Source organism: Catenuloplanes sp. NPDC051500, from assembly GCF_044454585.1.
GTDB lineage: Bacteria > Actinomycetota > Actinomycetes > Mycobacteriales > Micromonosporaceae > Catenuloplanes.
In genome coordinates this window covers 111,191-135,762 of the sequence record NZ_JBITDX010000015.1, presented here as the reverse complement: position 1 = coordinate 135,762, position 24,572 = coordinate 111,191, and the positions used below count along the sequence as shown (strand labels likewise).

General features: G+C 71.2%; 23 protein-coding genes and 1 tRNA gene. 8 read left to right on the top strand and 16 right to left on the bottom strand.

The genetic code is table 11. The features are described from left to right. Window positions 1-184: 184 nt before the first annotated feature. The 4 genes from ACIA8K_RS27435 (at window position 185) to ACIA8K_RS27420 (ending at window position 4,926) form a co-directional block, all read left to right on the top strand. Entirely contained in the window at window positions 185-1,153 is a 969-nt protein-coding gene (locus ACIA8K_RS27435) for a CHAD domain-containing protein (protein ID WP_396064172.1), read from the top strand. 298 nt (window positions 1,154-1,451) lie between these two features. Further along, on the top strand, window positions 1,452-2,381 hold the full coding sequence (locus tag ACIA8K_RS27430) for a ribonuclease Z (RefSeq protein ID WP_396064170.1): 930 nt from the start codon (window positions 1,452-1,454) through the stop codon (window positions 2,379-2,381). Further along, a complete protein-coding gene (locus ACIA8K_RS27425; protein ID WP_396064168.1) occupies window positions 2,378-2,905 on the top strand; it encodes a GNAT family N-acetyltransferase in 528 nt (175 codons plus the stop codon). The genes ACIA8K_RS27430 and ACIA8K_RS27425 overlap by 4 nt, the downstream gene beginning before the upstream one ends. A gap of 1,073 nt (window positions 2,906-3,978) precedes the next feature. Beyond that, complete coding sequence (locus ACIA8K_RS27420) at window positions 3,979-4,926, top strand: S1C family serine protease (RefSeq protein ID WP_396064167.1); 948 nt, start codon at window positions 3,979-3,981, stop codon at window positions 4,924-4,926. A 1,162-nt stretch (window positions 4,927-6,088) separates the two neighbouring features. Here the strand turns inward: ACIA8K_RS27420 and ACIA8K_RS27415 are convergent. Both ACIA8K_RS27415 and ACIA8K_RS27410 read right to left on the bottom strand, forming a co-directional pair. Then, window positions 6,089-7,462 (bottom strand): cystathionine beta-synthase, encoded by a 1,374-nt coding sequence (locus ACIA8K_RS27415; protein WP_396064165.1) that lies wholly within the window; start codon window positions 7,460-7,462, stop codon window positions 6,089-6,091. A 31-nt stretch (window positions 7,463-7,493) separates the two neighbouring features. Continuing rightward, entirely contained in the window at window positions 7,494-7,847 is a 354-nt protein-coding gene (locus ACIA8K_RS27410) for a YkvA family protein (protein WP_396064163.1), read from the bottom strand. Window positions 7,848-8,066: 219 nt separating this feature from the next. Between ACIA8K_RS27410 and ACIA8K_RS27405 the strand changes: the two genes are divergently transcribed. The 3 genes from ACIA8K_RS27405 to ACIA8K_RS27395 all read left to right on the top strand — a co-directional run bounded on the left by ACIA8K_RS27405 (window position 8,067) and on the right by ACIA8K_RS27395 (window position 11,304). Then, window positions 8,067-9,137, top strand: coding sequence for an SGNH/GDSL hydrolase family protein (locus ACIA8K_RS27405; RefSeq protein WP_396064161.1), 1,071 nt, complete (start codon window positions 8,067-8,069; stop codon window positions 9,135-9,137). 81 nt (window positions 9,138-9,218) lie between these two features. Beyond that, window positions 9,219-10,025 carry an SGNH/GDSL hydrolase family protein gene (locus ACIA8K_RS27400; protein ID WP_396064159.1) on the top strand — a complete coding sequence of 269 codons (807 nt, stop codon included), beginning with the start codon at window positions 9,219-9,221 and terminating at the stop codon, window positions 10,023-10,025. Between the two features lie 31 nt (window positions 10,026-10,056). After that, complete coding sequence (locus tag ACIA8K_RS27395; RefSeq protein ID WP_396064157.1) at window positions 10,057-11,304, top strand: acetyl-CoA C-acetyltransferase; 1,248 nt, start codon at window positions 10,057-10,059, stop codon at window positions 11,302-11,304. Window positions 11,305-11,395: 91 nt separating this feature from the next. Here the strand turns inward: ACIA8K_RS27395 and ACIA8K_RS27390 are convergent, their stop codons facing one another. The 3 genes from ACIA8K_RS27390 to ACIA8K_RS27380 all read right to left on the bottom strand — a co-directional run bounded on the left by ACIA8K_RS27390 (window position 11,396) and on the right by ACIA8K_RS27380 (window position 12,882). Continuing rightward, window positions 11,396-11,716 (bottom strand): hypothetical protein, encoded by a 321-nt coding sequence (locus ACIA8K_RS27390; protein WP_396064155.1) that lies wholly within the window; start codon window positions 11,714-11,716, stop codon window positions 11,396-11,398. A 119-nt stretch (window positions 11,717-11,835) separates the two neighbouring features. Then, a complete protein-coding gene (locus ACIA8K_RS27385) occupies window positions 11,836-12,660 on the bottom strand; it encodes a Bax inhibitor-1/YccA family protein (protein WP_396064153.1) in 825 nt (274 codons plus the stop codon). Window positions 12,661-12,801: 141 nt separating this feature from the next. After that, window positions 12,802-12,882 (bottom strand) — tRNA-Leu (locus tag ACIA8K_RS27380). A gap of 84 nt (window positions 12,883-12,966) precedes the next feature. Here ACIA8K_RS27380 and ACIA8K_RS27375 point away from each other — a divergent pair. After that, window positions 12,967-14,742 (top strand): hypothetical protein, encoded by a 1,776-nt coding sequence (locus tag ACIA8K_RS27375; protein ID WP_396064151.1) that lies wholly within the window; start codon window positions 12,967-12,969, stop codon window positions 14,740-14,742. A 42-nt stretch (window positions 14,743-14,784) separates the two neighbouring features. Here ACIA8K_RS27375 and ACIA8K_RS27370 read toward each other — a convergent pair whose 3' ends face one another. From ACIA8K_RS27370 to ACIA8K_RS27320, 11 genes are all read right to left on the bottom strand, one after another. Further along, window positions 14,785-16,170, bottom strand: a complete 1,386-nt coding sequence (locus ACIA8K_RS27370) for an NAD(P)/FAD-dependent oxidoreductase (protein WP_396064149.1) — start codon at window positions 16,168-16,170, stop codon at window positions 14,785-14,787. Window positions 16,171-16,292: 122 nt separating this feature from the next. Continuing rightward, entirely contained in the window at window positions 16,293-16,844 is a 552-nt protein-coding gene (locus ACIA8K_RS27365; RefSeq protein ID WP_396064147.1) for a hypothetical protein, read from the bottom strand. After that, window positions 16,841-18,190: a DUF58 domain-containing protein gene (locus ACIA8K_RS27360; protein WP_396064316.1), complete on the bottom strand. Its 1,350-nt coding sequence runs from the start codon at window positions 18,188-18,190 to the stop codon at window positions 16,841-16,843. Before ACIA8K_RS27360 ends, ACIA8K_RS27365 begins: the two co-directional genes overlap by 4 nt. 17 nt (window positions 18,191-18,207) lie before the next feature. Then, window positions 18,208-19,212, bottom strand: a complete 1,005-nt coding sequence (locus tag ACIA8K_RS27355; RefSeq protein ID WP_396064145.1) for an AAA family ATPase — start codon at window positions 19,210-19,212, stop codon at window positions 18,208-18,210. After that, entirely contained in the window at window positions 19,209-19,778 is a 570-nt protein-coding gene (locus ACIA8K_RS27350) for a hypothetical protein (protein ID WP_396064143.1), read from the bottom strand. The genes ACIA8K_RS27355 and ACIA8K_RS27350 overlap by 4 nt, the downstream gene beginning before the upstream one ends. 39 nt (window positions 19,779-19,817) lie before the next feature. Beyond that, window positions 19,818-20,510: a DUF4129 domain-containing protein gene (locus ACIA8K_RS27345; protein ID WP_396064141.1), complete on the bottom strand. Its 693-nt coding sequence runs from the start codon at window positions 20,508-20,510 to the stop codon at window positions 19,818-19,820. Continuing rightward, a complete protein-coding gene (locus ACIA8K_RS27340) occupies window positions 20,507-21,196 on the bottom strand; it encodes a uracil-DNA glycosylase (protein WP_396064138.1) in 690 nt (229 codons plus the stop codon). The genes ACIA8K_RS27345 and ACIA8K_RS27340 overlap by 4 nt, the downstream gene beginning before the upstream one ends. Before the next feature lie 33 nt (window positions 21,197-21,229). Beyond that, window positions 21,230-21,910 (bottom strand): dienelactone hydrolase family protein, encoded by a 681-nt coding sequence (locus ACIA8K_RS27335; RefSeq protein ID WP_396064136.1) that lies wholly within the window; start codon window positions 21,908-21,910, stop codon window positions 21,230-21,232. Window positions 21,911-22,078: 168 nt separating this feature from the next. Then, on the bottom strand, window positions 22,079-22,846 hold the full coding sequence (locus ACIA8K_RS27330; RefSeq protein WP_396064134.1) for a hypothetical protein: 768 nt from the start codon (window positions 22,844-22,846) through the stop codon (window positions 22,079-22,081). A gap of 215 nt (window positions 22,847-23,061) precedes the next feature. Next, complete coding sequence (locus tag ACIA8K_RS27325) at window positions 23,062-23,994, bottom strand: exopolyphosphatase (RefSeq protein ID WP_396064132.1); 933 nt, start codon at window positions 23,992-23,994, stop codon at window positions 23,062-23,064. Window positions 23,995-23,999: 5 nt separating this feature from the next. Continuing rightward, a complete protein-coding gene (locus tag ACIA8K_RS27320) occupies window positions 24,000-24,521 on the bottom strand; it encodes an amino-acid N-acetyltransferase (RefSeq protein WP_396064130.1) in 522 nt (173 codons plus the stop codon). Window positions 24,522-24,572: the final 51 nt, after the last annotated feature.

The window sequence follows — 24,572 nt, the reverse complement described above, 5'->3', positions numbered from 1 at the left end:
ATCTCGTGGACGGCGATCGCGGCGCCGGGCCGGACGAGCGATGGCTCGACCCACCCCGTTAGTGCTGTCCGGCTCACCCGTCAGCGCAGTTTCGCCCACCCCGTCAGAGCTGTTCGGCAAACCATCGAGTGAAAGTTCGCCACTCGTTCACATGAGTGGCGTCCTGCGGGGGTAGCACAGAGAAATGGTCACCGCGACGCGTTTCCGGCGCAAGTTCGAGGTCATCGATACCGCGGCCGTGGCCGACTCGCCGTTGCCGGCGTCGCCTGTCGCCCCGTCGGACGATGACCGCATGCCGACGAACCTCGTGCTGCAGTACGTCCGCGCCCAGCGGGACACGATCCGGTGGACCGAAGCCGGCGCCCGCCGTGGCGACGCCGAGGCGGTCCACGACATGCGGGTGGCGATCCGGCGGCTGCGCAGCACGCTTCGCACGTTCCGCGGTCTGTGGGACACCGAGCGCGCCGAGTGGCTGCGCATCGAGCTGAAGTGGATCGCCGACCAGCTGGGACCGGTCCGCGACGGCCAGGTGATGGCCGAGCGGCTGGCCGGCGCGATCGAGGCGGAGCCGGCCGAGCTGGTTCGCGGCCCGGTCGCGGAGAGCCTGCGGGACGGCCTCGGTGACCGCATCGCGGCGGGCAGGGCCGGCCTGCGCAGCGCGCTGGACGGCGAGCGCTACCGGGTGCTGCTGGAGCGGCTCAACCGGCTGGTGCTTGCCACGGACGGCAGCTCCTCGTCCTGGCTGCGCAAGCGCACCCGCAAGGCGGTCCGCCGGGCCGACAAGATGCTTTCCACAGCGGTCCGCGACCGGAAGGCCCCGGAGGCGGACGCACGCCTCCACGAGGCCCGCAAGGCCTACAAGCGCGCACGGTACGCCGTGGAGGTCACCCGCCCCGCCGCCGGCCGCCCGGCCCGCCGGCTGGCGAAGCGGCTCAGCGCGTTGCAGGATGTGCTCGGCGCCCACCAGGACTCGGTGATCACCGGTGCGGTGCTGCTCGACGCGGCCGGCGCCGCCGCCAAACGGGGCGAGGAGACATTCACCTACGGCCTGCTGCACGCCCGCCAGGCCGACGCGGGGGTACGCGCACTCACCGGCCTGCCGAAGGCGCGCCGCCGTGCCGCAAAGTCCCGCGCACGCTCCTGGCTCCGCTGAATATTCCCTGGTCAGGAGTGTTCTTCAGCTCTCCAGGAAAACCGTTGCCGATCTCCGCAGGAGTGGTTACCGTGGCGGTACACGTGAGAGGAGGTGGTCCTAGCTTTGTGTAGCAATCGGACTCGTGAGGTGGCTGTCCGCTAGCCGCTGTCCTTGACAGTTGATTGACGTCGAGACCGTGTGGCAGCGGTGCGGCGAATACCAGGCAGCCATCCGACCCCCGGGGTTCCGGCCCAGTCCAGCCGGTCTGCGTTCGCGCAGAAGCCCCGGGGGTTGCTACTTCTCAGGGGTCGTCATCGTGAGCGCGCGTGAACTGGTCATCCTCGGCACGGCCAGCCAGGTGCCGACCCGGCGGCGGAACCACAACGGCTACCTGCTCCGGTGGGACGGCCTGCACGGGCTCCTCTTCGACCCCGGTGAGGGCACCCAGCGGCAGATGCAGAGCGCCGGCGTCGCGGCCGGCGACATCACGGGCGTGTGCATCACCCACTTCCACGGCGACCACTGTCTCGGCCTGCCCGGCATCGTGCAGCGCCTGTCACTCGACCGGGTGACGCACGAGGTGCCGGTCCACTTTCCCGCCGGTGGCGATGAGTACTTCGCACGTCTCCGGCAGGCCAGCTCGTTCTACGAGACCGCCACCATGACCGCGGCACCGGTGACCGACGGCTGGACGGCCGACCTCGGCGCGTTCACGCTTACCGCGCGCCGGCTCGCCCACTCCGTCGAGGCCTGCGGATATGCGCTGGCCGAGCCGGACTCGCGCCGGATGGTGCCGGAACTGCTGGCCGCGCACGGCATCACGGGTCCCGGCATCGGCGAGCTGCAGCGCACCGGCCGCCTCGGTGCGGTCACGCTCGACCAGGTCAGCGCGCCACGGCCCGGTCAGCGGTTCGCGTTCGTGATGGACACCGGCCTGTGCGACAACGTGTTCGCGCTGGCCGAACGCGCGGACCTGCTTGTCATCGAGGCCACGTTCCTCAACTCGGACGCCGCGCTCGCCGCCGAGGCCGGGCACCTCACCGCCGCGCAGGCCGCACGCGTGGCGCGGGAGTCCGGGGTACGCCGTCTGGTACTCACCCACTTCTCCCAGCGGTACGGCCCGGAGGAGTTCGGCCCGGACGGCCGCTACCTGGCGGAGGCGCGGGCGGAGTTCGACGGCGACATCGTGCTCGCCGAGGATCTCATGCGGGTGGACCTGCCGCCGCGTGTGAAGATCGACGCATGACCACCGTGATCCGCGAGGCGTCCGATTCGGACATGGAGGCGGTCGGCGCGCTGCATCTTGCGTCCCGCGTGACGGCCTACGCGGGGATCATTCCCGCCGGCGAGCTTGACGACACCACACCTGCCGCGATGGCCGAGTGGTGGCGCGAGCGGTGGCGCTGGGAGCGGGACGACCACCGGTTCATGGTCGCGGACGACGGCGGCACGATCATCGGCTTCACCTACGCGGGCCCGGACGAGGAGCCGGACGCCGCGGTCCTGCACGCGATCCACGTGACGCCGGGCCGGATCGGGTCCGGGCTCGGCCGGTCGCTGCTCGCCGACGTGGAGACCTGGTTCCGCGCCCACCCCGGGTGGACGCGGGCCACGCTGTGGGTGCTTGAGGCGAACGCCCGCGCCCGCGGCTTCTACGAGCACCACGGCTGGCGCCTGGACGGAACCACCCGGGTCGGCCCGATCGGCACCGCGATGGTGCCGCAGGTGCGGTACAGCCGCTCCGTCGATCATGGAGTTATCCCCCGATAACGGCCGGTTAGCGGGAGATAACTCCATCATCGGCGGAGCGCGGTCAGGCAGGGGCGAGGGCACGTGACCGTTCGTTGCGGGGGAACCGGTTACCCACGCACCCTCGCCCGCCGTTCCCATCACGCCCGGAATCGAACGCCTGGCCGGAGGCGTTCGACGATCGGCGGAGGCCTGCCGGTCGCCGGGACTCGATGGGTTCTGTGCGGGACGCCTCGAAGCTGGCGGGGCGACGAGGTGTCAACCGCGGGAGGATGCCACTTGTCTTTGCTCGCCGGGGGACGGTCAAGCTCTGGCGTGGCATCCCGTTGTAAGTCGCTGTGTTGTTAGTGGCCGTGTGTTGTTCGTGGCCGCGGTTGTCGGTGGCCGTGTCGACTACGGAAAGGGTGGGGCCGTGTGCCGGCCCTCATGCCACGCCTCGCGTGAGACCGCGGCCGCACGCTCGGCCAGCTGGCGCGGCGGGCATGGCCAGGGCCACCCGCACCACACACAACCGCCGCCGTCCTGATCCGGTCCCGCGTGCCGTCCGAGCATGACCTGGGCGTCCCGCCACAGCAGACGATCCATGATGTCGGGCGGCTCGGCATGGTCAACGACGACCATTCCTCCCCCTTAGTCTTTCCCTCCTGTACCGGAGGTAATCCACCGAGGTTTCGGAACCTCCGTACGACGAAGTCAACCGTCGGCGAGCGTTCGAACGCCGGACACCGTGTGCGATTGCGCGATGTGGACGGTTACTCTTCGCATTGCGGATAGATGGCGCTGAGCTGCGGATATGCGTGATCGATATCGTGCATTACTCGCGCTCATCTATTCACTCACGAATTCGCGCGCAGATGACAGCTTTTCCTCTGTCCATCTCAATATTTCGAAATCTTGTCCCGCGGAAATTCCATTCGCCGTCGACGCGGAGAGCCCTTGTTCACGTTGGGCACAGAGCCCTCTGTCCACCTCCGCCACAGAGCCCCCTGTTCCCCTTCGGCACAGAGCCCCCTGCCCGCCTTCGGCACAGAGGGCCCTGTTCGCCTTCGGCGAAGCAAGGCATTCAGCTGCCCACCCCCGGCGTTGCCGCTGACATGGACGCCGACAAGCGCGATGCAGACAGCGAAGCCCTCGACGCATACAGCCAGGTGGTGAGCCGGGTGGCGGCCGGCATCCTGCCCAGCGTGGCCGCGCTCGCGGTCCGCACCGACCGGGGCGCCGGCGCCGGTTCCGCGGTCGCGTTCGCCGCCGACGGACTGCTGCTCACCAGCGCGCACGTGGTGGCCGGCGCCCGCTCCGGGACCGCCTCGTTCGCCGACGGCTCACAGTCCCGGTTCGACGTGGTCGGCGCGGACCCGCTCTCCGACCTGGCCGTACTCCGCACCCGGACCGGCGGCCACGTCCCACCGGCCCCGCTCGGCGACGCCGACCTGCTGAGGATCGGCCAGCTCGTGGTCGCGGTCGGCAACCCGATGGGCCTGGCCGGCTCCGTCACCGCGGGCGTGGTCTCCGGACTCGGCCGCTCCATCCCGGCCCGGGACGGCCGCCGGGTCCGCCCGATCGACGACGTGATCCAGACCGACGCCGCACTCAACCCGGGCAACTCCGGCGGCGCGCTCGCCACCTCGAACGGCACGGTGGTCGGCGTCAACACCGCGGTGGCCGGTTACGGCCTCGGCCTCGCCGTCCCGATCAACGCCACCACCCGGCAGATCATCGACGAGCTGGTCTCCGCCGGCCGCGTGCGCCGCGCCTGGCTCGGCGTCGCCAGCGTCCCGGTGCCGCTCCCGCCGCCGCTCGCCACCCGTCTCGGCCAGCGTCACGGCCTGCGCGTCGTGGAGGTGGTCCCGGGCTCCCCGGCGGGCGTGGCCGGCATCTTCCTCGACGACGTCATCGTCTCCGCCGGCGGCCGCCCCACCCAGGACGTCCAGACGCTGCTCAAGCTGATGCTCGGCCCGGCCATCGGCACCCGGCTCCCACTGACGCTCTACCGCCGTCAGGCCATGGTCGACGTGGTCACCATCCCAGCCGAACTCTCATAGCCCGAACACCCCACAACGCTTAATTCGGGTTCCCGCTCTGCGGGTGGTCCAGCCCGCATGCTCCCGCGGGCAAACCTCGGGGCGGGCAAAGACTCCGCTGGCGCTCCGCTTTCCCCACCCCATCGGAGCCGGTCCCGCGCGGGCCGGGGCAAACCCGGCGCGTTTCCCGCCGCTCACCCCCGCCCGAGAACAAAGGCCCGACACCCCAGCCCTCGGGCGTGGAGGCGATACCTCGCTGTCCGCCGACGCGACATTCACGAGCGCGACGGCCACAAACCGCTCTTGCAGCCGCGAACCGAGGCAGCCGCGGCTTGGGCGGGCACAAGGGCCGGCACCGAGGCCGGGGGTTCCGCAGGCGTGCGGGTCGGTCGTGGCACTTCAGCAGGCCTCAGGGCCGGGCATGAACGCAAAACCACACCGGATCCGCATATGTCAGGACGCAGCCCGCGCTCACGACCCGCGTCAGGTGGAGGCCCCGCGGCCAATGCCCAGGTCCGAGCGCTACGCGCCCGACATGTCGTTATATGAGTGCCTGCCTGTGCGTTCCTCCTGACGCCGAAGGCGCATGAAGGCCCACGTCAAGATCCTTGCGGCTCTGGTGGCCCCTATCCGAGCGCGATAAGGGCCACCAGAGCCGCAAGGATCTTGCATCCCGCCAGATGGACGCGAAATCCCGCACAACGAACCCATCTCGGCGCGGAGCGCCCGACCTGCCGTGGCCCTGGCGCGGCGACACGCGAGAGCCAAGATCGACTTGCCTTCGGCAAGCTCTCGGCTTCGGTGCCAGTCCTTGCAACCACCCAGCCCAAGATCAACCTATCCTCCCGGCCACATCGCTCCCTCGGTGCAGGCCCTTGCGACCACCCAGACCGCAGCCGCCCAGACCGCGACCGCCCTGACCACAGCCGCCCTGACCGCAGCCGCCCTGGCCGCGATCGCCCGGACCGGCCGCCGCTTAGATGATGGCCCTGCCGCCCCCGCGTGCCGCGAGACCGTCGATCAGCCGGAGCAAACCGCCACACTCCCGGCCTCGATGCCAGCCTTCGATCGCCGGGCCCCAGACCGCCGCACGCGGATGGGCGACAGAGTCGGGAGCAGGCGGGCCGCATCACCGCGGGAGCGGGAAAACGGGTTGGCTGTTCCTGGGTTGGGGTTGCTGTTTCTAGGTTGTGGGTGACAGGTGGGCGAGCAGGTCCTGGCGGGTGAGGACGCCGGCGGGCTTGCCGTCGATCAGGACCATTGCGGCGTCGGACTGTTCGAGCAGCTTGACGGCCTCGCTGACGGGCTGGCCGCCGCCGATCATGGGGAGTGGCTCGGCCATGTGGCGCTCGATGGTGTCGTGCAGGTGGGCGTGGCCGGAGAAGAGCGCGTCGAGGAGTTCGCGCTCGGCGACGGCGCCGGCGACCTCGCCGGTGACCACGGGCGGCTCGGCCTTGAGGACCGGGAGCTGGCTGACGCCGTACTCGCGCATGTAGTCGATCGCGTCGCGGACGGTCTCGGTGGGGTGCAGGTGGACCATGGGCGGGATGCCGCCGCCCTTGGTGGCCAGCGCCTCCGCGACCGTGGCCTCGGTGCCAGACGTCTCCAGGAAGCCGTAGCGGGCCATCCAGTCGTCGTTGAAGATCTTGGAGAGGTAGCCGCGGCCGCTGTCCGGGAGGAGCACCACGATCACGTCGTCCGGCTCGGCGCGGCGGGCGACCTCGAGCGCGGCGACCACGGCCATCCCGCAGGAGCCGCCGACCAGCAGGCCCTCCTCGCGGGCCAGGCGGCGGGTCATCGCGAACGACGCCTTGTCAGTGACCTCGACGATCTCGTCCGCGACGGTACGGTCGTAGCAGTCCGGCCAGAAGTCCTCGCCGACGCCCTCGACCAGGTAGGGACGCCCGGTGCCGCCGGAGTAGACCGAGCCCTCCGGGTCCGCGCCGATGACCTTGACCCGGCCGGCGGACGCGTCCTTCAGGTAGCGGCCGGTGCCGGAGATTGTGCCGCCGGTGCCGACGCCTGTCACGAAGTGTGTGAGCCGGCCGTCGGTCTGCTCCCACAGCTCAGGGCCGGTGGTCTCGTAGTGCGAGCGCGGGTTGGCCGGGTTGGAGTACTGGTCCGGCTTCCACGCGCCGGGGATCTCGGTGGCCAGCCGGTTCGACACGTTGTAGTAGGAGCGAGGGTCCTCGGGTGCGACAGCGGTCGGGCAGACGACGACCTCCGCACCGTAGGCGCGAAGGACGTTGCGCTTGTCCTCGCTCACCTTGTCCGGGCAGACGAAGACGCACCGGTAGCCGCGCTGCTGCGCCACCAGGGCCAGGCCGACGCCGGTGTTGCCACTTGTCGGTTCGACGATGGTGCCGCCGGGCTTGAGAAGCCCGGCCGCCTCCGCATCGTCGACCATCCGGAGGGCGATCCGGTCCTTGACCGAGCCACCGGGGTTGACGTACTCCACCTTGGCCAGCACGGTGGCCTCGATGCCCTCGGTGACCCGGTTGAGGCGGACGAGGGGCGTGTTGCCGATCAGGTCGACGACGGTGTCGTAGTAGCGCACGCCCACAGCCTACGTCCCGGAGTTCGGGAAGTTAGTGCGGCTTCCCGATCAGAATGCGATCACGGTCCTTCTCCCACTCGATGAACCGGTCGGTCTCGGACAGCACGGACCCGGCCAGCCAGGTGATCATCACCGCGTCGTCCACCAGCCCGACCAGGAGCAGGAACGCCTCCGGTACCACGTCGATCGGGGACACCAGGTAGGCAAGCGCGCCTGCCATCAGCAGCAGCGACTTGCCGCCGTCGTACTCGCCCTTGACGACTGCCTTGATCATTCGCGGGAGCGCCGCGAGCCGCTGTCCGACGGACGGGCCACCGCGCCGACTCGCGGTGAACGCGCCCCACAGAGCCTTGAATGCCGCTACCCGCCGCAGATTGTTCGCCATCTCTCCCCAGCTCCTCGCTTACGCCCCTCAATGGTGACCGTCCCCGGCAACCCCTGTGTACCCACCCCGGTGATCCACAGCACCTGATTGCTGAACTGTGCGAGAACGAACCGGAAAGCACCCCGGGTGCACCGGGTGCCGCTCGCACGATCGCGTTAATCTCGAACTCCGCCGCCCACACCACGGGCGCGGACAGCAACACACCGTCGAGGGGCGCTGATGAACGGGCGGACCGCACGACGCATCGCCAAGGCCGCGGTGCTGTCGGCCGGCGCATTGACCGGCGCGACGATCGCATCGGTGGGCCTGCTTGCCTCACAGGCCGAGCACGCCCGCCGCACCATCCCACTCGCCGAGGGGCCGCCGCCGCGCGCGGACGGTGTCTTCGGCGCCAAGTTCGCCGGAAAGCCACTTGTCATGGCCGTGCTCGGGGACTCCACCGCGGCCGGTTACGGCGTGTTGCGCACCCGGGAGACGCCTGGCGCACTGCTGGCCAACGGGCTCTCCCGGCGCCTGCGCCGGCCGGTCCGGCTGCACCGGTTCGCCGTGGTCGGCGCGATCACTGACGGGCTGAAGCACCAGCTTGTCGACGCGCTGGAGGCGCGTCCCGACGTCGCGGTGATCCTGATCGGGGCGAACGACGTCACCAAGCGGACGCCTGTCGCGGTCGCGTCCCGCCAGCTGGCCGACACCGTGCGCGCACTGCGCGGCGTCGGCGCCGAGGTGGTCGTCGGCACCTGCCCCGACCTGAGCACGATCCGGTCGGTCAAGCCGCCGCTGCGCTGGCTGGCCCGCAAGTGGAGCCGGGACCTGGCGACCGCGCAGACGATCGCGGTGATCGAGGCCGGCGGGCGCACCGTGTCGCTCGGCGACCTGCTCGGCCCGCGCTTCTTCGCGGAGCCGACCCGGATGTTCGCCTGGGACCACTTCCACCCCTCCGCCGACGGGTACGCACTGGCGGCCGCCGCAATGCTCCCGACAGTGGTGTCCGCGCTCGGCGCGCCGGGCGGCACACCGGCGTCCGCGCTGCGCCTGGACCAGGGCGTCCACTCGCTGTCCGACGCCGCGCAGGTGGCGGTCAAGCATGCGGGCACTGAGGTGTCGGCCGAGCGGGTGGCCGGGCACGACAGGGGTCCGCTGGGCCGCTGGGTGCGGCTGCGGCGGCTGGCCGTGGTGCCGCGTCAGCAGGCCCACGACGGGGAGACGCCGGTCGTACCCTTGGGAGGGGTTTTGTCGGAAACAGGGAAAAGCAGCCGATTGTCGGAGGACGGTCTGAGCCACGAGGATTGATCTCCGGTCGTCCCCTTGCCGGACCGGCCCGGCGCATCGAAGGCATGATGTGATGTCAGCTACGCATGGAGGAGGACGGTGATGAGCATGAGTCGGGAGGCTCGCCAGATCGGCCGCGCGGCGGCCATGACGGCGCTCGCCGGCACCGTGAGCGGTGCCGCACTGCTCGCCGGCGAGATCATCGCTGCGCGCAGCCGCCGCTACGCCAAGCCCTCCATGGGCCTCGGCCTGCGCACCTCGATGGGCCCGGCCAGTGCCACGCCGCTGCGTCTGGTGCTGCTCGGCGACTCCGGCGCGCTCGGCGTGGGCGTCGAGTTCCTTGCCGACACGGTCGGCGGGCACCTGGCCCGGCTGCTCTCCGAGGGCACGGCCGGGCACGGCGAGCGGCACGTGCACCTGTCAAGCGTCGGCGTCTCCGGCTCCCGCTCGACGGACCTGGCCACCCAGGTGGCCCGCGCGCTGCTCGGTGAGCGGCCGGACGTCGCAGTCATCCTGATCGGGGCGAACGACGCCACCTCGCTGCGCCGCCCCGCCGAGGCCGGCGCGCACCTGAGCGCGGCCGTGCGCCGGCTTCGCGACGCGGGCGTCGAGGTCGTGGTCGGCACCTGCCCGGACCTGGGGGCGGCACGCGCGCTGGCCCAGCCGCTGCGGCAGCTCGTCGGCGTGCTCGGCCGCCAGATCGCGAACGCGCAGGCCAGAGCCGTGCGGGAGGCGGGCGGCACGGTGGTGGACCTGGCCGTCGAGACCGGCGCCGTGTTCCGGGCCGACGCGGGGACGCTCTGCTACGACGGGTACCACCCGTCCGCGGACGGGTATCGGGTGTGGGCGCACGCGCTGCTGCCGTCCGTGGCGCATGCGGCATCGATGACAAATCGCCGTACCCAGTGACATGATGTTACCGGTGAGTTAACGTTCGTTCATGCCGGAAGCTGTCATCGTTGCCACTGCCCGCTCCCCCATCGGACGCGCTGCCAAGGGCTCCCTGCGTGACCTGCGCCCCGATGATCTGGCCGCCACAATCGTGCAGGCGGCGCTCGACAAGGTGCCCCAACTCGACCCGGCCACGGTCGAGGACCTCTACCTCGGGTGCGGCCTGCCCGGCGGCGAGCAGGGCTTCAACATGGCCCGGGTGGTCGCCACGCTGCTCGGCCTGGACGGCCTGCCCGGCGCCACGCTGACCCGCTACTGCGCCTCCTCGCTCCAGACCACCCGGATGGCGATGCACGCGATCAAGGCCGGCGAGGGCGACGTCTTCATCTCGGCCGGCGTCGAGACCGTCTCCCGGTACGCCCGGGGCAGCTCCGACGGCCTCCCCTCGGCCGCGCAGGCGCTTGTCGGCGGTGGGTGGGAGAACCCGCGCTTCGCCGACGCGGTCGCCCGCAACGCCGACCGCGCGAAGGGCGGCGCCCCGGTGTGGCACGACCCGCGCGCCGACGGCGACCTGCCGGACATCTACCTCACGATGGGACAGACCGCGGAGAACCTGGCGGGACTCTACGACGTCTCCCGCGAGGAGATGGACGAGTTCGGCGTCCGCAGTCAGAACCTCGCGGAGAAGGCCATCGCGAACGGTTTCTGGGCCCGCGAGATCACGCCTGTCACCACGCCGGACGGCACCGTGGTCAGCGCGGACGACGGCCCGCGGCCCGGCGTCACGCTTGAGGGCGTCTCCGGCCTCAAGCCGGTCTTCCGCCCCGATGGAAAGATCACCGCCGGCAACTGCTGCCCGCTCAACGACGGCGCGGCCGCGGTCATCGTGATGAGCGACGTGCGCGCCCGCGAGCTCGGCATCACGCCGCTGGCCCGGATCGTCTCCACCGGTGTCACCGCGCTCTCCCCCGAGATCATGGGACTCGGCCCGGTCGAGGCGTCCCGCCAGGCCCTGGCCCGGGCCGGCATGACAATCGACGACGTCGACCTGGTCGAGATCAACGAGGCGTTCGCGGCCCAGGTCATCCCGTCCTACCAGCAGCTCGGCGTCCCGATCGACAAGCTGAACGTGAACGGCGGCGCGATCGCGGTGGGCCATCCGTTCGGCATGAGCGGCGCCCGCATCACCGGCACGCTGCTCAACTCGCTCTCCTGGCACGACAAGACGATCGGCCTGGAGACCATGTGCGTCGGCGGCGGCCAGGGCATGGCCATGGTCATCGAGCGGCTGAGCTGATCTTGACCGGGTGACGCGGGGCAGGTTGCCCGCGGGAGCAAACGGGCGTGCCCACGACGTGAGTGGGCACCTCCGCATCTGCCGCCTTTGTTCAGAGCCGGCTGCGCAGCGCGGTCAGGCGGCCGGCGGCTTCGGTGAGGATCGCGTCGGGTGGGGTGGCGGCCCGGAGGTCGGCGGTGACCACCCGCAGCTGATCGATCAGGGCCGGGTCGTGGGGCAGGCGCGGGACCGGGCGGTGGGGCTCGCCGTCGGCGTCGGCGGCGGCGTCCGCCACCCAGGTGATCAGGGCGTGGAGCGCGTCCGCGCGGGTGCCGGGGGTGCCGTCGAGCGGAAGGGCCCAGCGCGGGGCCTCCCAGTGGCCGGTCTGCCGGACGAAACGCTCCAGGGCCTGATCGAGGGTCGCGGTGCTCACACGCCGAGGTTACCGGTGCCCCTCGGTCGTGTCGGATCGCCGGCGTGGGGTAGGAATGGAAAAGCCCGCCCGGGCCGGGGAGGGCTCGGGCGGGCTTCTCGTTCATGTGGGTCCTGCGGCTAATCGTCCTGGAGGAAGCTCAGCAGGCGCAGGATCTCCAGGTAGAGCCAGATGAGGCCGACCAGGATGCCGAAGGCCGCGGTCCATGCGTACTTCTGGGGCAGGCCCATCCGCACGCTCTCCTCGATCTCGCCGAAGTTGAGCACGAAGCTCAGCGACGCGACGACGATGCAGACCAGGCTGAAGCCGATCGCCAGCGCGCCGCCGTCACGCAGGCCGGTGTTGACGCCGAAGAGCGAGAGCACCAGGTTGATCATCATGACGGCGAACAGGCCGGTCATGACCGCGATCATGATGCGGGCGAACTTCGGGGTCGCGCGGATGACGCGGGCCCGGTAGAGGATCGCCATCAGGAAGAACACGCCGAACGTGGCCGTGGTGGCCTGCAGGACGATGCCGTCGTAGAAGCTTTCGAACGCCTTGCTGACCAAGCCGAGGAACGCGCCCTCGACGACCGCGTAGACGCTGACCAGGACCGGGTTGGCCATCCGCATGAACGAGATGACGAAACCGAGCACCATGCCGACGAGCGCGGCGCCGATCAGAAGCGGGAACGCAAGCCCGTTCGGCACGAGGACCCAGGCGGCCGCGGCGGAGAGCGCCGTGATCGCGAGCAGTGCGACCGTGCGGACGACGACGTCATCGACGGTCATCGGGCGGACGGCGGGGGGTGCCGCCGGGTACGCCTGGGACGGGTAAGGCTGGTCGTACCCCGCCGGACCGTAGCCGGGCGCGCCGCCCGGGCCGTAGGCGCCGTACGCGCCGGCCCGCTCGCGCTCGGCAGCCCGGCCGAGCTGGCTCAGCACCGGGTTGCTTGTCTTCACGTCTATGGCCTCCTGCCAGTAATGACACTCCTGCCAAGAGTAAGGGGTGGTCACCAGGAAGGAGGACCCGCAGACCTGTGAGATTCCTGAACAGGTGGACCTACATCTTGTGGGAGCGGACACCGAGGGAGTAAAGGAGAGTGCCCGGGGCGGGGGTCGAACCCGCATGCCTTTCGGCAGCCGCTTTTAAGGCGGCCGTGTATGCCATTCCACCACCCGGGCCGGGTGTGCGTCGCAGATGCCACGGTAGTGGTTGCGAGCCCGCCGGGCGCGTCGGCAGCCCTCCGGCACACTACTGTCGTTCCCGTGACGAGCCCCACACCCACCGGGACGGACGCTTCCGGCGACCCGGCGACCGGCCGATGGTGGTCCCGGCTCGACCCTGTTGACCTGGGTTTCTGCGCCTTCTACCTGTTCCTGGCGGGCTGGCTGACGGCCGGGCTGTGGCCTGACCCGGCCGCACGGGTACTGGCGCTGAATCCAGCCGATCAGACGCTCTACGAGTGGTTCCTGGCGTACGACACCCGGATAGCCACCGGCGATGTCACGTTGATCACTGATCGTCTGAACGTGCCGGACGGGGTGAACCTGCTCGCCAACACCTCGGTGATCCTGCTCGGCGTGCTGCTGACGCCGGTGACGCTGGCGTTCGGCGTGCCGGTGACGTTCGCGCTGCTTGTCGCGCTGAACCTGGCCGGCACCGCGATCGCCTGGCACGTGCTGTTCCGCCGGGTGCTTGACGCCTCGCCGCTCGCGGCCGGGCTGGGCGGCCTGTTCGCCGGCTTCGCGCCGGGCATGGTCTCCCAGTCGGTGAGCCACCTGCACATGACCGCGCAGTGGCTGGTCCCGGTGATGGTGTGGCTTGTGGTGCGGTTGTACCGGGCCGCCGGGGAGCGCCACCGCCGCCGGGTGATCACCTCCGCGCTGGGGCTGGCCGCTGCCGTGGTCGCACAGGTCTTCATCGGCGAGGAGGTGCTCTTCCTCACCGCGTGCACGCTTGCCCTGCTCACGGCCGGCTACGCGGTGCTGCTCCCGGGCGAGGCACGGCGGGTGGGCGGCCCGTTCCTGGCCGGGATGTCGATCACCGCGGTGGTGGCGGGCGCGCTGCTGGCGTACCCCCTGTGGGTGCAGTTCTCGGGTTCGCACGGGGTGAGCGGGGTGCTGTTCGCGCCCGGGTTCTTCGTCACGGACCTGGCGAGCTTCGCCGCGTTCTCGCCGCTGACGGTCGGCGGTGGGCCGGAGGCGGCGGACCTGACCACCGGGCCGAGCGAGTACAACACCTTCTTCGGCTGGCCGGTGCTGCTGCTCTTCGCCGGCTTTGCGGTGTGGCTGCGGCGGGATCGGGCGGTGCTTGCCGCCGCGTTCGCCGGGCTGGCCATGGCTGCGCTGTCGCTCGGGCCGTCGCTCGTCCTCAACCGCGAGAACCTTGACATCCCGGGGCCGTTCGCACTGCTGGAGGACGTGCCGGTGGTGGACGCGGCGCTGCCGATGCGGTTCGCGCTGCCGCTGATCCCGGTGATCGCGGTGGTGATCGTGCGCGGCGTCCGGCACGGTCTGACGCTCGCCGGTCCCGCCCGCTACGTCGCGCCCGCGCTTGTGGCCGTGGCGCTCCTGCCGCTGACACCGGTGCCGCTTGCGACAGGCGACCGGCCCCCGCTGCCGGTCTTCATCGCGGACGGCCACTGGCGGGAGTGCGTGCCGCCCGGCGGCGTGCTGGTGCCGCTGCCGCTGCCGACGCCGCAGGAACCGTGGCCGATGCGCTGGGCCGCGGCGGCGGACGCGGAGTTCGGGCTGCCGGAGGGCTTCTTCATCGGGCCCTACGGCGCGGAGGGGACACCCGCGATGGGCACGTACCGGCGGACGCTGTCGGTGATCGCCACCGAGGTGCTGCAGACCGGGCAGCCGGCGACGATCGATGATCAGAAGCGCGCGAACGTACGGCTGGATCTGGAGTACTGGAGCGCGTCGTGCGTGGTGGTGGCGGACTCGACGCCTAACGCGCCGGCGCTGCGGGCCACGATGGAGACGCTGCTCGGCGTGCCGGGAACCCGATCGGCCGACGTCGTGTACTGGCGGGCATGAGAAAGGGGCAGACCCGTTCGGGCCTGCCCCTTTCGACGACGATCAGGCGGTCGCCTCGACCTTTGGTGCTTCCGCGGTCTCGACCGGCTTGGCGGTCTCGGCCGGCTTCGGCTCCAGCGGCGGGGTGACCTCGGTGAACTCCTCGCGAGGCGCGTGCAGCTGGCCGAGCGCGACCACCTCACGCTTGAGGAAGAACGCGAGCGTCCAGTCCGCCACGACCCGCACCTTGCGGTTGAACGACGGGATCTGGCTGACGTGGTAGAAGCGGTGCATCAGCCACGCCGGGAAGCCCGGGACCTTCACGCCGTAGACCTTCGCGGCGCCCTTGTAGAGGCCGAGGCCCGCGACGGAGCCCAGGTACTTGTGACGGTAGGTCTTCGGCTCGCGGCCGTGGATGGTCCGCGCGATGTTGTCGGCCACCACGACCGCCTGCCGGACCGCGTGCTGGGCGCTCGGCGAGCACCAGGCGCCGACGCCGCCGGTCAGGTCCGGGACCTGCGAGCAGTCACCGGCGGACCAGGCACCCTCGACGACCGTCTCGCCGTCCGCCACCTGCAGCGTGGGCAGGCAGTTGACGTGGCCGCGCGGGCCGAGCGGGAGGTCGGTGTTGGCAAGCATCGGGGACGGCTTCACGCCGGCGGTCCAGACCACGGTGTCGGTCACGAACGACTCGCCGTCGGAGAGCTTCACGTGGCCGCCGACGCAGGACTCGAGGAACGTGCCGAGTCGCATGTCGATGCCGCGCTTGCGCAGCTGACGGGCCGCGTACGCCCCCATGTCCGGGCCGATCTCCGGCAGGATGCGCTGGGTCGCCTCGACAAGCACGAACCGGACCTCGTCCTGCTTGAGCTCCGGGTAGTACTTGAGCGCGGCGCGGACCATGTCCTCCATCTCGGCCAGAGCCTCGATGCCCGCGTACCCGCCGCCGACGAAGCAGAACGTGAGCGCCCGCTTCTTGGTCTCGGCGTCGGTGGTGGTGGCGGCGACGTCCAGCCGGTCGAGGAAGTGGTTCCTCAGGTAGATGGCCTCGCCGATGGTCTTGAAGCCGATGCCCTGCTCACGGAGCCCCGGGATGGGCAGCGTGCGGGACACGGAGCCGGGCGCGACCAGGATGTGGTCGTACTCGACCTCGCGGGCGGGCCCGGAGATGGTCTCGACCAGGACCTTCTTGTTCGCGTGGTCGATGCGAGTGACCTCACCGGAGATGATCGTGCAGCGGCGCAGCTCCCGTCGCAGCGGCACAACGGCGTGCCGCGGGGAGATGTTGCCGGCCGACGCCTCGGGGAGGAACGGCTGATAGGTCATGTGTGGCTGAGGATCGACGACGATTACCTCTGCCTCGCGCGCGCTGAGCTTCTTGGAGAGGCGCAGTGCGGCGAAAAGGCCGACGTGCCCCGCTCCAACCACAAGGATCCGCTGAGGACTCACGAGGGTTATCTTTCTCCTAACCTCTTGACCTTGTGCGGGGGATGGCCAGTTCTGTGATCCACGACGCGTCCCGGGCCAGGTTAACACCGTGTTACGCCAGCATAAGTGCAGGTCAGCGGCGTTTATCGAGAGATCCGGGCCAACAGCCAGGTCGCGCCGACCGCTGCCACCAAGCCACCGATCGAGAACGCTGCGTAACCGCCGAGCGTTAACCGGCCGACCGCTGCCAGCGCCAGGACGAGTACGGCCGCCGATCCGAGCAGCACGCCGAGCAGCCGAATCACCCATCCGGTGACGGCCTCGGTGCGGACCTCCGCGTCGTAGGGCAGACATGCCGCAAGCGAGGCCAGGCTGTGCACGGCGTAGAGCAGGCAGGCGAGCGCCAGCACCCGCCAGATCGTGATCCGCTCGCCGTACCCGGCCGTGGCGACCAGGTACAGCCCGATCGCGGCCACTGACACGACAGTGGGCAGGGCGCTGTCCGGCCGCACCGCCGGGAGCAGCGCCACCACGACCAGCACCCCGCACGCGCGCAGGTCCAGGAACGGCAGCGGCAGCGCCACAAGCAGCGCGGTCACCGAGGCGACGAGCAGACCGAGCCGAACCATCAGCGGTACGGCAGTGGTGCGCCGAACCCGGGCCTCCAGACGCCGGTAACGGTCGACGATGATCATCGGATGCCCGGCCGGGGTGCGCCCGCGAACCGCGCGATGTCCCGCAGCACCAGGTCCAGGCTGCCCGCTCCGGCCCAGCTCACCACCGGCACACCGTGCTCACGCAACCGGCCCAGCGTGTTCTCCCGCTCCATCCGCCACAGTCGCAGCGCCATCTCCGTCCAGGGGCCGCCGGCCGGCACCGTCAGGCCGGAGGTGGGCAGCGTGTCCACAGCGACCACGTACCGGCCGGACCTGGCGAGCCGGGCCAGCATCTCCGCCGCGCCCGGGTCGAGCAGCGGCGTCAGCACCACCACGAGCGCATTCGACGAGACCAGGTGGGCGGCGACCGGGTCACCGCCGTCGACGCTGCCCTGCTGGCGCACCTCAAGCAGCCACTCCAGCACGGTCAGGTACTGACGGCGGCCGGCCGCGGCGCGCAACCGGCGGGCGGCCGGGCCGTACTCGAGCAGCGAGACCCGGTCGCCGCGGTGCAGGTAGTGCTCGGCGATCGCGGCCGCGGCCCGGACCGTGGTGTCGAGCACTGACGCGCCGCCGTGCACGCCGCCGGAATTGCCGGTCTCGGCCGTCACGTCAAGCAGCAGCGCCACCTCCGCGTCCCGGTCGGAGAGCGTGGCGGCCACGTGCAGCTGACCGGTGCGCAGCGACGTCCGCCAGTCGATGCGCCGCAGCCGGTCGCCGGGCCCGAACACGCGGACGCCCGCCAACTCGCCGCTCTGCCCGGGGCGCCGGGAACGGTGGCCGCCGACCAGACCGGCCGCGTTCGGCATCGCGTCGACGGCCTGGAACGGCTCGGTGCGCGGGTAGACAGCGATCCGTGCCGCGCGCAGCACCACCGGCGCGGACGCGAACAGGCCGTCGCAGGCCGCCGCGGCCGCCGCCACCGGGCCCAGGTCGTGCCGGCCCCAGCGCATCGCCTCGCCCTCCAGCATGATCACGCCGCCGGTGCCGGCCTCGACCGCCAGCCCGTGCGCGCGATCCGCCGCGTCCACCCGCAGCCAGCTGGACCGGCGTACCCGGACCAGCACCAGGTCGTAGCGCACCCGATCCGCGTTGATCACTTCCAGCTCCGCGACCACCTCGCCGCCCTCGACCCGGTTGATCGCCTCGATCGTGATCGCCAGATCCGGCGGGACGACAGGCCGGACGCGAAGCGAGTACGCGGTCCCGATCAGGAACGGCGTGGCCAGCAGCACCACGTCGGTCCGGCCAAGCACCACCCCGATGATCAGGAGCAGCCCGGAGACCAGCACCGCACGCCCGAGCGCACGGGTCGGCCGCCAGGCGGGCGCGCCGTCCGCGCCGGGCTGCGGTGCGAGCGGCCCGGCGGCGGCTGACGGCGGCACCGCCGGCCGCAGCGAACTCATTGCGCGTGCCCGCCGGCGCCCGCGTAGCTGGGCATCGCGCCGCTGGCCGGGGCGGGCGTCGCGTCCAGCACCTCGGTCACCACGAACGCGGGGTCGACCCGGCGCAGCCACATCTCCGGGCGCAGCGTGATCCGGTGGGTAAGCGCGGGGATCGCGACGTCCTTGACGTCCTCCGGGATCACGAAGTCCCGGCCGGCCATCGCGGCCCGCGCGCGGGAGAGCAGCAGCAACGCCAGCGAGCCGCGCGGGGACGCGCCGACAAGCACTGACGGGTGCTCCCGGGTGGCGGCCGCGAGCGAGACTATGTACCGGCCGATCGAGTCCTCGACCGCGACCCGCTCCAGACCGGCCTGCATGCGCAACAGCGTCTCCGCGTCCACCACCGGCGCGATCTCCGCCTCCTCGCGGCGGCGGGCGATCCGGCGGCGCAGCACCTCCCACTCCTCCTCGTGGCTCGGGTAGCCGAACGAGACGCGCAGCAGGAACCGGTCCAGTTGCGCCTCGGGGAGCGGGTAGGTGCCCTCGTACTCGATCGGATTCGCGGTGGCGAGCACGTGGAACGGCGCGTCCAGCCGGTACGTGACACCCTCCACCGACACCTGCTTCTCCTGCATCGCCTCCAGCAGCGCGGCCTGCGTCTTCGGCGGCGTGCGGTTGATCTCATCGGCGAGCAGCAGGTTCGTGAAGATCGGGCCGGCCCGGAAGGTGAAGTCGTGGCGGCTCTGGTCATAGAGGAACGAGCCGGTCACGTCCGCAGGCATCAGGTCCGGCGTGAACTGCAGCCGCCGGAAGTCGAGCCCGAGCGCCTGGGCGAAGCTGCGGGCCGCAAGCGTCTTGCCCAGACCCGGCAGATCCTCAAGCAGCACGTGCCCGCCGGCCAGGATGCCGGCCAGCACCAGCTCCAGCGGCTCCCGCTTGCCGACCACGACCGTGCCGACCGCGTCAAGCACCGCCCGCGCGAGCGTGCCCACCTCGTGGGGCAGCAGCGGCATCTCCGTCATAGTTCCTCCAGGCGGGTGACAAGCGACGCAAACTGTCGTGCTTTCGGTGCGCGCTTGGGCGGCGTGGTCAACAGGGTCCACAGCTGGTCGCCGAGCAGCTCACGGGCCCGCTGCTCGTCAGACGCGATGGTGACGTTGTGTCGTTGCCTCAGCCGCTCGTCGGCCAGCTCACGCAGCGCCGGGACGGTCAGCCGGTGGAACCGCTTCGCGTCCTCGGTGCTCCAGGTCAGCACGCGTTCCCAGCGGCCGACCGCGCGCCGCAGGCCGTCGCCGCCGGTCCAGTTGTAGTGGCCGGGCTCCTCGCCGCCGGCCGGCCCGCCGGAGCGTTCCGGCCGCCGGGGGATGCCGACCGACGTGACCACGCGATACAGCACCGCGAGCGCGAGGAACGAGGCGAACAGGACCGGCAGCGAGGCGGTCAGCTCCGACGCGCGAAGCAGGAAGTAGGTGATGGCGGTGCCGGCCGCGGCGGCAAGCACCGACGTGAACCAGCGCACCCGGGGACGGCGGGTGCGGACCTGGACCGGCCGCTCGTCGCTGTACGAGAAAAGATCCTCAATCCCCACACCGGCCCCCTTCGCCGGTACGCCGTGGCGCCGCCACCCTCATGCCGTCTCCACCGCGGTCAGATCGTCGCGGACGCGGTGCAGCGCGGCCACCGCCTCCGCGCGCATGCGCTCGTCCACCACGTGCGTCGCATAGCGCGCCTGCCGGTAGACCTCCGCGAACCCGGCCAGCACGCTCGCGTCGACCGCGTGCTCGCGCAGCAGCCGGGTGACCAGCTCACCCGGGGTGTCGCCGGGCCGGCGCGGGGTCCCGGCGTCCGCGGCGGCCTGCTCCAGCCGGACCCAGCAGGTGATCACCGCGCCGCGCGGGTCCCGGTCGGTGGCCAGCTCCTGGAGCCCGGCATCGAGCGCGGCCACCATCTCCTCGGTGGAGGTACCCCGGCGGCGCGCCGGCCGGGCGTCGGCCCGCCTGCGCAACTGGTCCCGGACCGCGACCACCACCGCTGTCGCAAGCACGGCCGCGAGCGCCACGATCGCGAGCACGATCGCCGCGGTCTTCAGCCACGACGGCAACGTGAAACCGGCGTCGTTCTCCGGAAGCGGGGGACCTCCGCCGCCGGCCGCCGGCGGAGGCTCCTCAAGCTCTGGAAGGTCGGTCGGCAACTGCTGCTGGCCCAGCGGCGGCGCGTCACGCAGGCCCATCGACGAGTTCTCCGCCGCGACCGCGATCAGCACGACCATCAGGACGGCGGCGGCGACCGGCCACCACCGGCGCAGCGATGCGAGGCTCATGCGGCCAGCGACCGGGCTCGGGCGAACACGTCGTCAAGCATCGCGGGTGTGAGCCGCCCGGTAAAGGTGTTCTGCTGGCTGACGTGATAACAACCGAGCAGCGTCGGTACGTTCTCCGCCGTCCACTGTGCACCGTGGCCGAACGCGGGCCGGGGACTGGGCGGGCGCACGCCGTAGACCGCGCGCATCGCTGGCCACCACGCGGCCCAGGCGAACGCGCCGAGAGCGATCACCACCCGCAGCGTGGGCCGGATCAACGTCAGCTCGCGGTGCAGGAACGGCGCGCAGCGGTCCCGTTCCTCGGGCGTGGGCTTGTTGTCGGGAGGCGCGCAGCGTACCGCCGCGAAGATCCTGGTGTTGTTGATCGTCAGCCCGTCGTCGGCGGACACGCTCGTCGGCTGGTTCGCCAGGCCGGCCCGGTGCATCGCGGCGAACAACACGTCGCCGGAGCGGTCGCCGGTGAAGATCCGGCCGGTCCGGTTGCCGCCGTGCGCGGCCGGGGCCAGCCCGAGGATCCCGATCCGCGCGTCACCCGGGCCGAAGCCGGGCACCGGGCGCCCCCAGTAGGTCTGGTCCCGGAACGCCGCGCGCTTCACCACTGCCACCTCTTCCCGCCAGGCGACCAGGCGCGGGCAGGCGAAGCAGTCACTGATCTCGTCGTCGAGCCTGTGCAGGGCGTCCGCCATGATCTGTAGCAGATCACGGCGGACGGCCACGCTCTACAGCCGGGTCCGGAACAGTTCAAGCGTGCGCGCCCACGCGGTGGCGGAGGCCGGCCGGTCGTAGGTGCCCGGATGGTCGTCGTTGAAGAACGCGTGCGCGGTGCCCGGGTAGTCGTGCAGCGTGATCTCGCCGCCGGCCGACTCGATGCCCGCCTTCGCCGCCTGCGGCCCCTCGGCCGCGGAGAGCCCGTCCTCCTCGGCGCAGTGCACGATCGCGGCCTTACCGGCGTAGTTGTCCCATTTGGGGGCCATCCGCTCCCACGGCACCGCCGGGTAGAAACCGGACGTGGCGACGATCCGGGCGGAGAGCGTGGCGGACCAGAGCGCCAGGCTGCCGCCCATGCAGAAGCCGACCGCGCCGATCTTCCCGCTGGTCTCCGGCAACTCGGCCACGTAGTCCGCGGCACCGGCGATGTCCTTGGCGGCCTGGTCGATGGCCAGGCCCATGAGCAGCTTGACGGCCTCGTCCGGGTACGTGGTCTGCCGGCCGTGATAGAGATCCGGGGCCAGCGCGACGAACCCGGCCTCCGCGAAACGGTCCGCGAGCGCGGTGATGTGCTCGACGAGCCCCCACCACTCCTGGATCACGATCACACCCGGGCCGGTGCCGGACGCGGGTTTCGCGAGGTATCCCTCGCTCGTTCCCCCGTTGCTGCGGTAGCTCACCATCGAGCCCATGGCCGCCTCCTGTTCAATCAGTCATCGTTGGCTGGTCGCACAGAGTTACCAATTCACACATATGAGTGATGTGCGTGCGCGTAGCCTGCCACGATGCCGACTGCGGGGGAAGAGGCACGAACGGCGCCACCCCGCGGGTGCGGGACGGCGCCGTCGGCGAAGATCCGGTTACTTGTCCTTGAGGCAGAGGACGTAGTACTTGTTCGCGTCCGCCTGAGTCGGCCACAGCATGGTGAAGGACTCGCCCTCCTGGACGAAGCTGTAGCACTGCTCCTCGTCCTGGGCCTGGATCAGGGTCAGGTTGTCCACCCGGCCGATGATCACGCTTGTCGCGTCCGCGTCGGTGCAGGCCACCAGGCCGACGTTGTTGGCGCTACCCTCCTGGCCCTCCTTGAGCTCGGGGGTGTCGTCGAGGCAGTCGCCGACCTTCGCGTTCGCGGTCGGGTCGTCGTACAGCCCGGCGGCGGCCGCACCGGCACCGATGCCGAGGCCGATCACCACCTTGATCAGGATGCCGATGCCGACCACGCCCACGACACCGAGGATGCCGGCGAGCCTGCCCTTGCCGCCCTTCTTCGGCTCATCCGGGGTGTAGCTGCCCGGGGCGCCGAACGCTGGCGGCTGGCCGGGGGCACCGAAGGCGGGAGCGCCGTACGCCTGCTGACCGGGGGCGCCGAAGGCCGGCTGGCCCGGAGCGCCGTACGCTGGCTGACCCGGAACGCCGGAGACCGGCTGGCCGGGGGCCGCGCCGAAGCCCGCCTGGTCCTGCGGCGCCGCGCCGAATCCCTGCTGCGGCTGACCGTACTGCGGCTGGCCCTGCTGCGGCTGGCCGAACTGCGGCTGGCCCTGCTGCGGCTGGCCGTACTGAGGCGCGCCGGGTGCGCCGAAACCGGAGTTGTGCTGCGGCGGCGGGAAGCCGGCGGGCTGATCGGTCACTGTCGTAATCCCCGTTTCAATCATTCACGGATACCGGCCGGGCCGGCTCACATGGAAGTGCCTCGACACGGTAATCGGTCGAGGCAACTCCGACCCGCCCTTCGACCGGACGAGGGTGACGGCCGAAGGGGCAGGATCCCATGACTGAAAGTCGTACAGCGACCGCTCAGGCCACTCTCAGGAATCGGACGGTGACGGGGTGATCCGAGCACCGATCAGCGCAGACTCCAGGCGATGCCGTCGAGGATGTCGTGCTCGCTCGCCACGACCGCGGACAGCTCCGCGCGCTCCATGATCGTGCGCAGCACAAGCGCGCCCGCACCGATCACGTCGGCCCGGCCCGGGTGCATGACCGGGATCGCCAGCCGCTCGGCCCGGGTCGCCGCGAGCAGGTCGTCGGTGACCTTCGCGACCTCGCTGTAGCTCAGGCGCGCGTGGTGGATGCGGGACGGGTCGTACGTGGTGAGCCCACGCGCGATCGCGACCACAGTGGTGACCGAGCCGGCCAGCCCGACAAGCGTCTGCGCCTCCCGCCCGGGAACGGCGGCGAGCGCGCGGTCGACCTCGGCCGTGATGTCCGCCCGGGCCGCGTCGATCTCCTCGATCGTGGGCGGATCGCTGTGCAGGTGGCGCTCGGTCATCCGGACACAGCCGATGTCCACCGAGATCGCGGCGTCCACGTGCGTACCGCCGAGCACGAACTCGGTGGAGCCGCCGCCGATGTCGACCACCAGGTACGGCGCATGGGTGCCGGGCGGCAGGCCGTGCACGCTGCCCGTGAAGGAGAGCCGCGCCTCCTCGTCGCCGGTCACCACCTCGGGCGGCACGCCGAGCGTCTCGGTGACCATGGCGCGGAAGTCGTCCGCGTTCTCCGCGTCGCGGGTGGCGGACGTGGCGACCATCCGGATCCGGTCCGCGCCGAGTTCGGAGATCGCCTCCGCGTACCCGGCCAGCGCGACCCGGGTGCGCTCGATCGCGGCCGGTGCGAGGCGGCCGGTCCGGTCCACACCCTCACCGAGCCGGACGATCTCCATCCGCCGGGTGACGTCGAGCAGCTGGGCGCCGGGGCCCGCGTAGGAGGCCGGAAGGTCGGCGACCAGCAGACGGATGCTGTTGGTGCCGCAGTCGATCGCCGCAACTCGTGCCATGCCGGTCAGCCTACGTCCGCGGACTTGAGATGCACGAGCATCCGGGTGTTCCCCAACGTGTTCGGCTTGACGCGCTCCAGGCCGAGGAACTCCGCGACACCCTCGTCGTACGACCGCAGCAGCTGCTCATAGACCGGGCCGGGCACCGGCGCACCGTCGATCGGCACGAACCCGAACGAGGCGAAGAACCCGGTCTCGAACGTGAGGCAGAAGACCCGGGCGATACCGAGATCCCGCGCGTTGTTGAGCAGTTCGGTGACGATCCGGTGGCCGATCTTCTGCCCGCGGCAGGCGGGGTCGACCGCGAGCGTGCGGATCTCGGCCAGGTCCTCCCACATCACGTGCAGCGCGCCACAGCCCACGATCGCGCCGTCGGCAAGGCGTTCCGCGACCCAGAACTCCTGCACGTCCTCGAACAACGTGACAGTGGCCTTGCTCAGCAGACGCCGCTCACCGCTGTACGTGTCGATCAGCGCACGAATGCGGCGCACGTCGGCGGTCCGGGCGCGGCGAACCACAACCTCCATACGGCCAACCCTACTGTCCCCGACCGCAGGAGCCGGAAAGCGGCATCCGTG

Bases quoted from the DNA above. Each gene is read 5' to 3' on its own strand.
- ACIA8K_RS27435 (WP_396064172.1), top strand. From the start codon at position 185: ATGGTCACCGCGACGCGTTTCCGGCGCAAGTTCGAGGTCATCGATACC.
- ACIA8K_RS27425 (WP_396064168.1), top strand. From the start codon at position 2,378: ATGACCACCGTGATCCGCGAGGCGTCCGATTCGGACATGGAGGCGGTC.
- ACIA8K_RS27420 (WP_396064167.1), top strand. From the start codon at position 3,979: ATGGACGCCGACAAGCGCGATGCAGACAGCGAAGCCCTCGACGCATAC.
- ACIA8K_RS27410 (WP_396064163.1), bottom strand. From the start codon at position 7,847: ATGGCGAACAATCTGCGGCGGGTAGCGGCATTCAAGGCTCTGTGGGGC.
- ACIA8K_RS27405 (WP_396064161.1), top strand. From the start codon at position 8,067: ATGAACGGGCGGACCGCACGACGCATCGCCAAGGCCGCGGTGCTGTCG.
- ACIA8K_RS27400 (WP_396064159.1), top strand. From the start codon at position 9,219: ATGAGCATGAGTCGGGAGGCTCGCCAGATCGGCCGCGCGGCGGCCATG.
- ACIA8K_RS27395 (WP_396064157.1), top strand. From the start codon at position 10,057: ATGCCGGAAGCTGTCATCGTTGCCACTGCCCGCTCCCCCATCGGACGC.
- ACIA8K_RS27365 (WP_396064147.1), bottom strand. From the start codon at position 16,844: ATGATCATCGTCGACCGTTACCGGCGTCTGGAGGCCCGGGTTCGGCGC.
- ACIA8K_RS27355 (WP_396064145.1), bottom strand. From the start codon at position 19,212: ATGACGGAGATGCCGCTGCTGCCCCACGAGGTGGGCACGCTCGCGCGG.
- ACIA8K_RS27345 (WP_396064141.1), bottom strand. From the start codon at position 20,510: ATGAGCCTCGCATCGCTGCGCCGGTGGTGGCCGGTCGCCGCCGCCGTC.
- ACIA8K_RS27340 (WP_396064138.1), bottom strand. From the start codon at position 21,196: ATGGCGGACGCCCTGCACAGGCTCGACGACGAGATCAGTGACTGCTTC.
- ACIA8K_RS27335 (WP_396064136.1), bottom strand. From the start codon at position 21,910: ATGGGCTCGATGGTGAGCTACCGCAGCAACGGGGGAACGAGCGAGGGA.
- ACIA8K_RS27325 (WP_396064132.1), bottom strand. From the start codon at position 23,994: ATGGCACGAGTTGCGGCGATCGACTGCGGCACCAACAGCATCCGTCTG.
- ACIA8K_RS27320 (WP_396064130.1), bottom strand. From the start codon at position 24,521: ATGGAGGTTGTGGTTCGCCGCGCCCGGACCGCCGACGTGCGCCGCATT.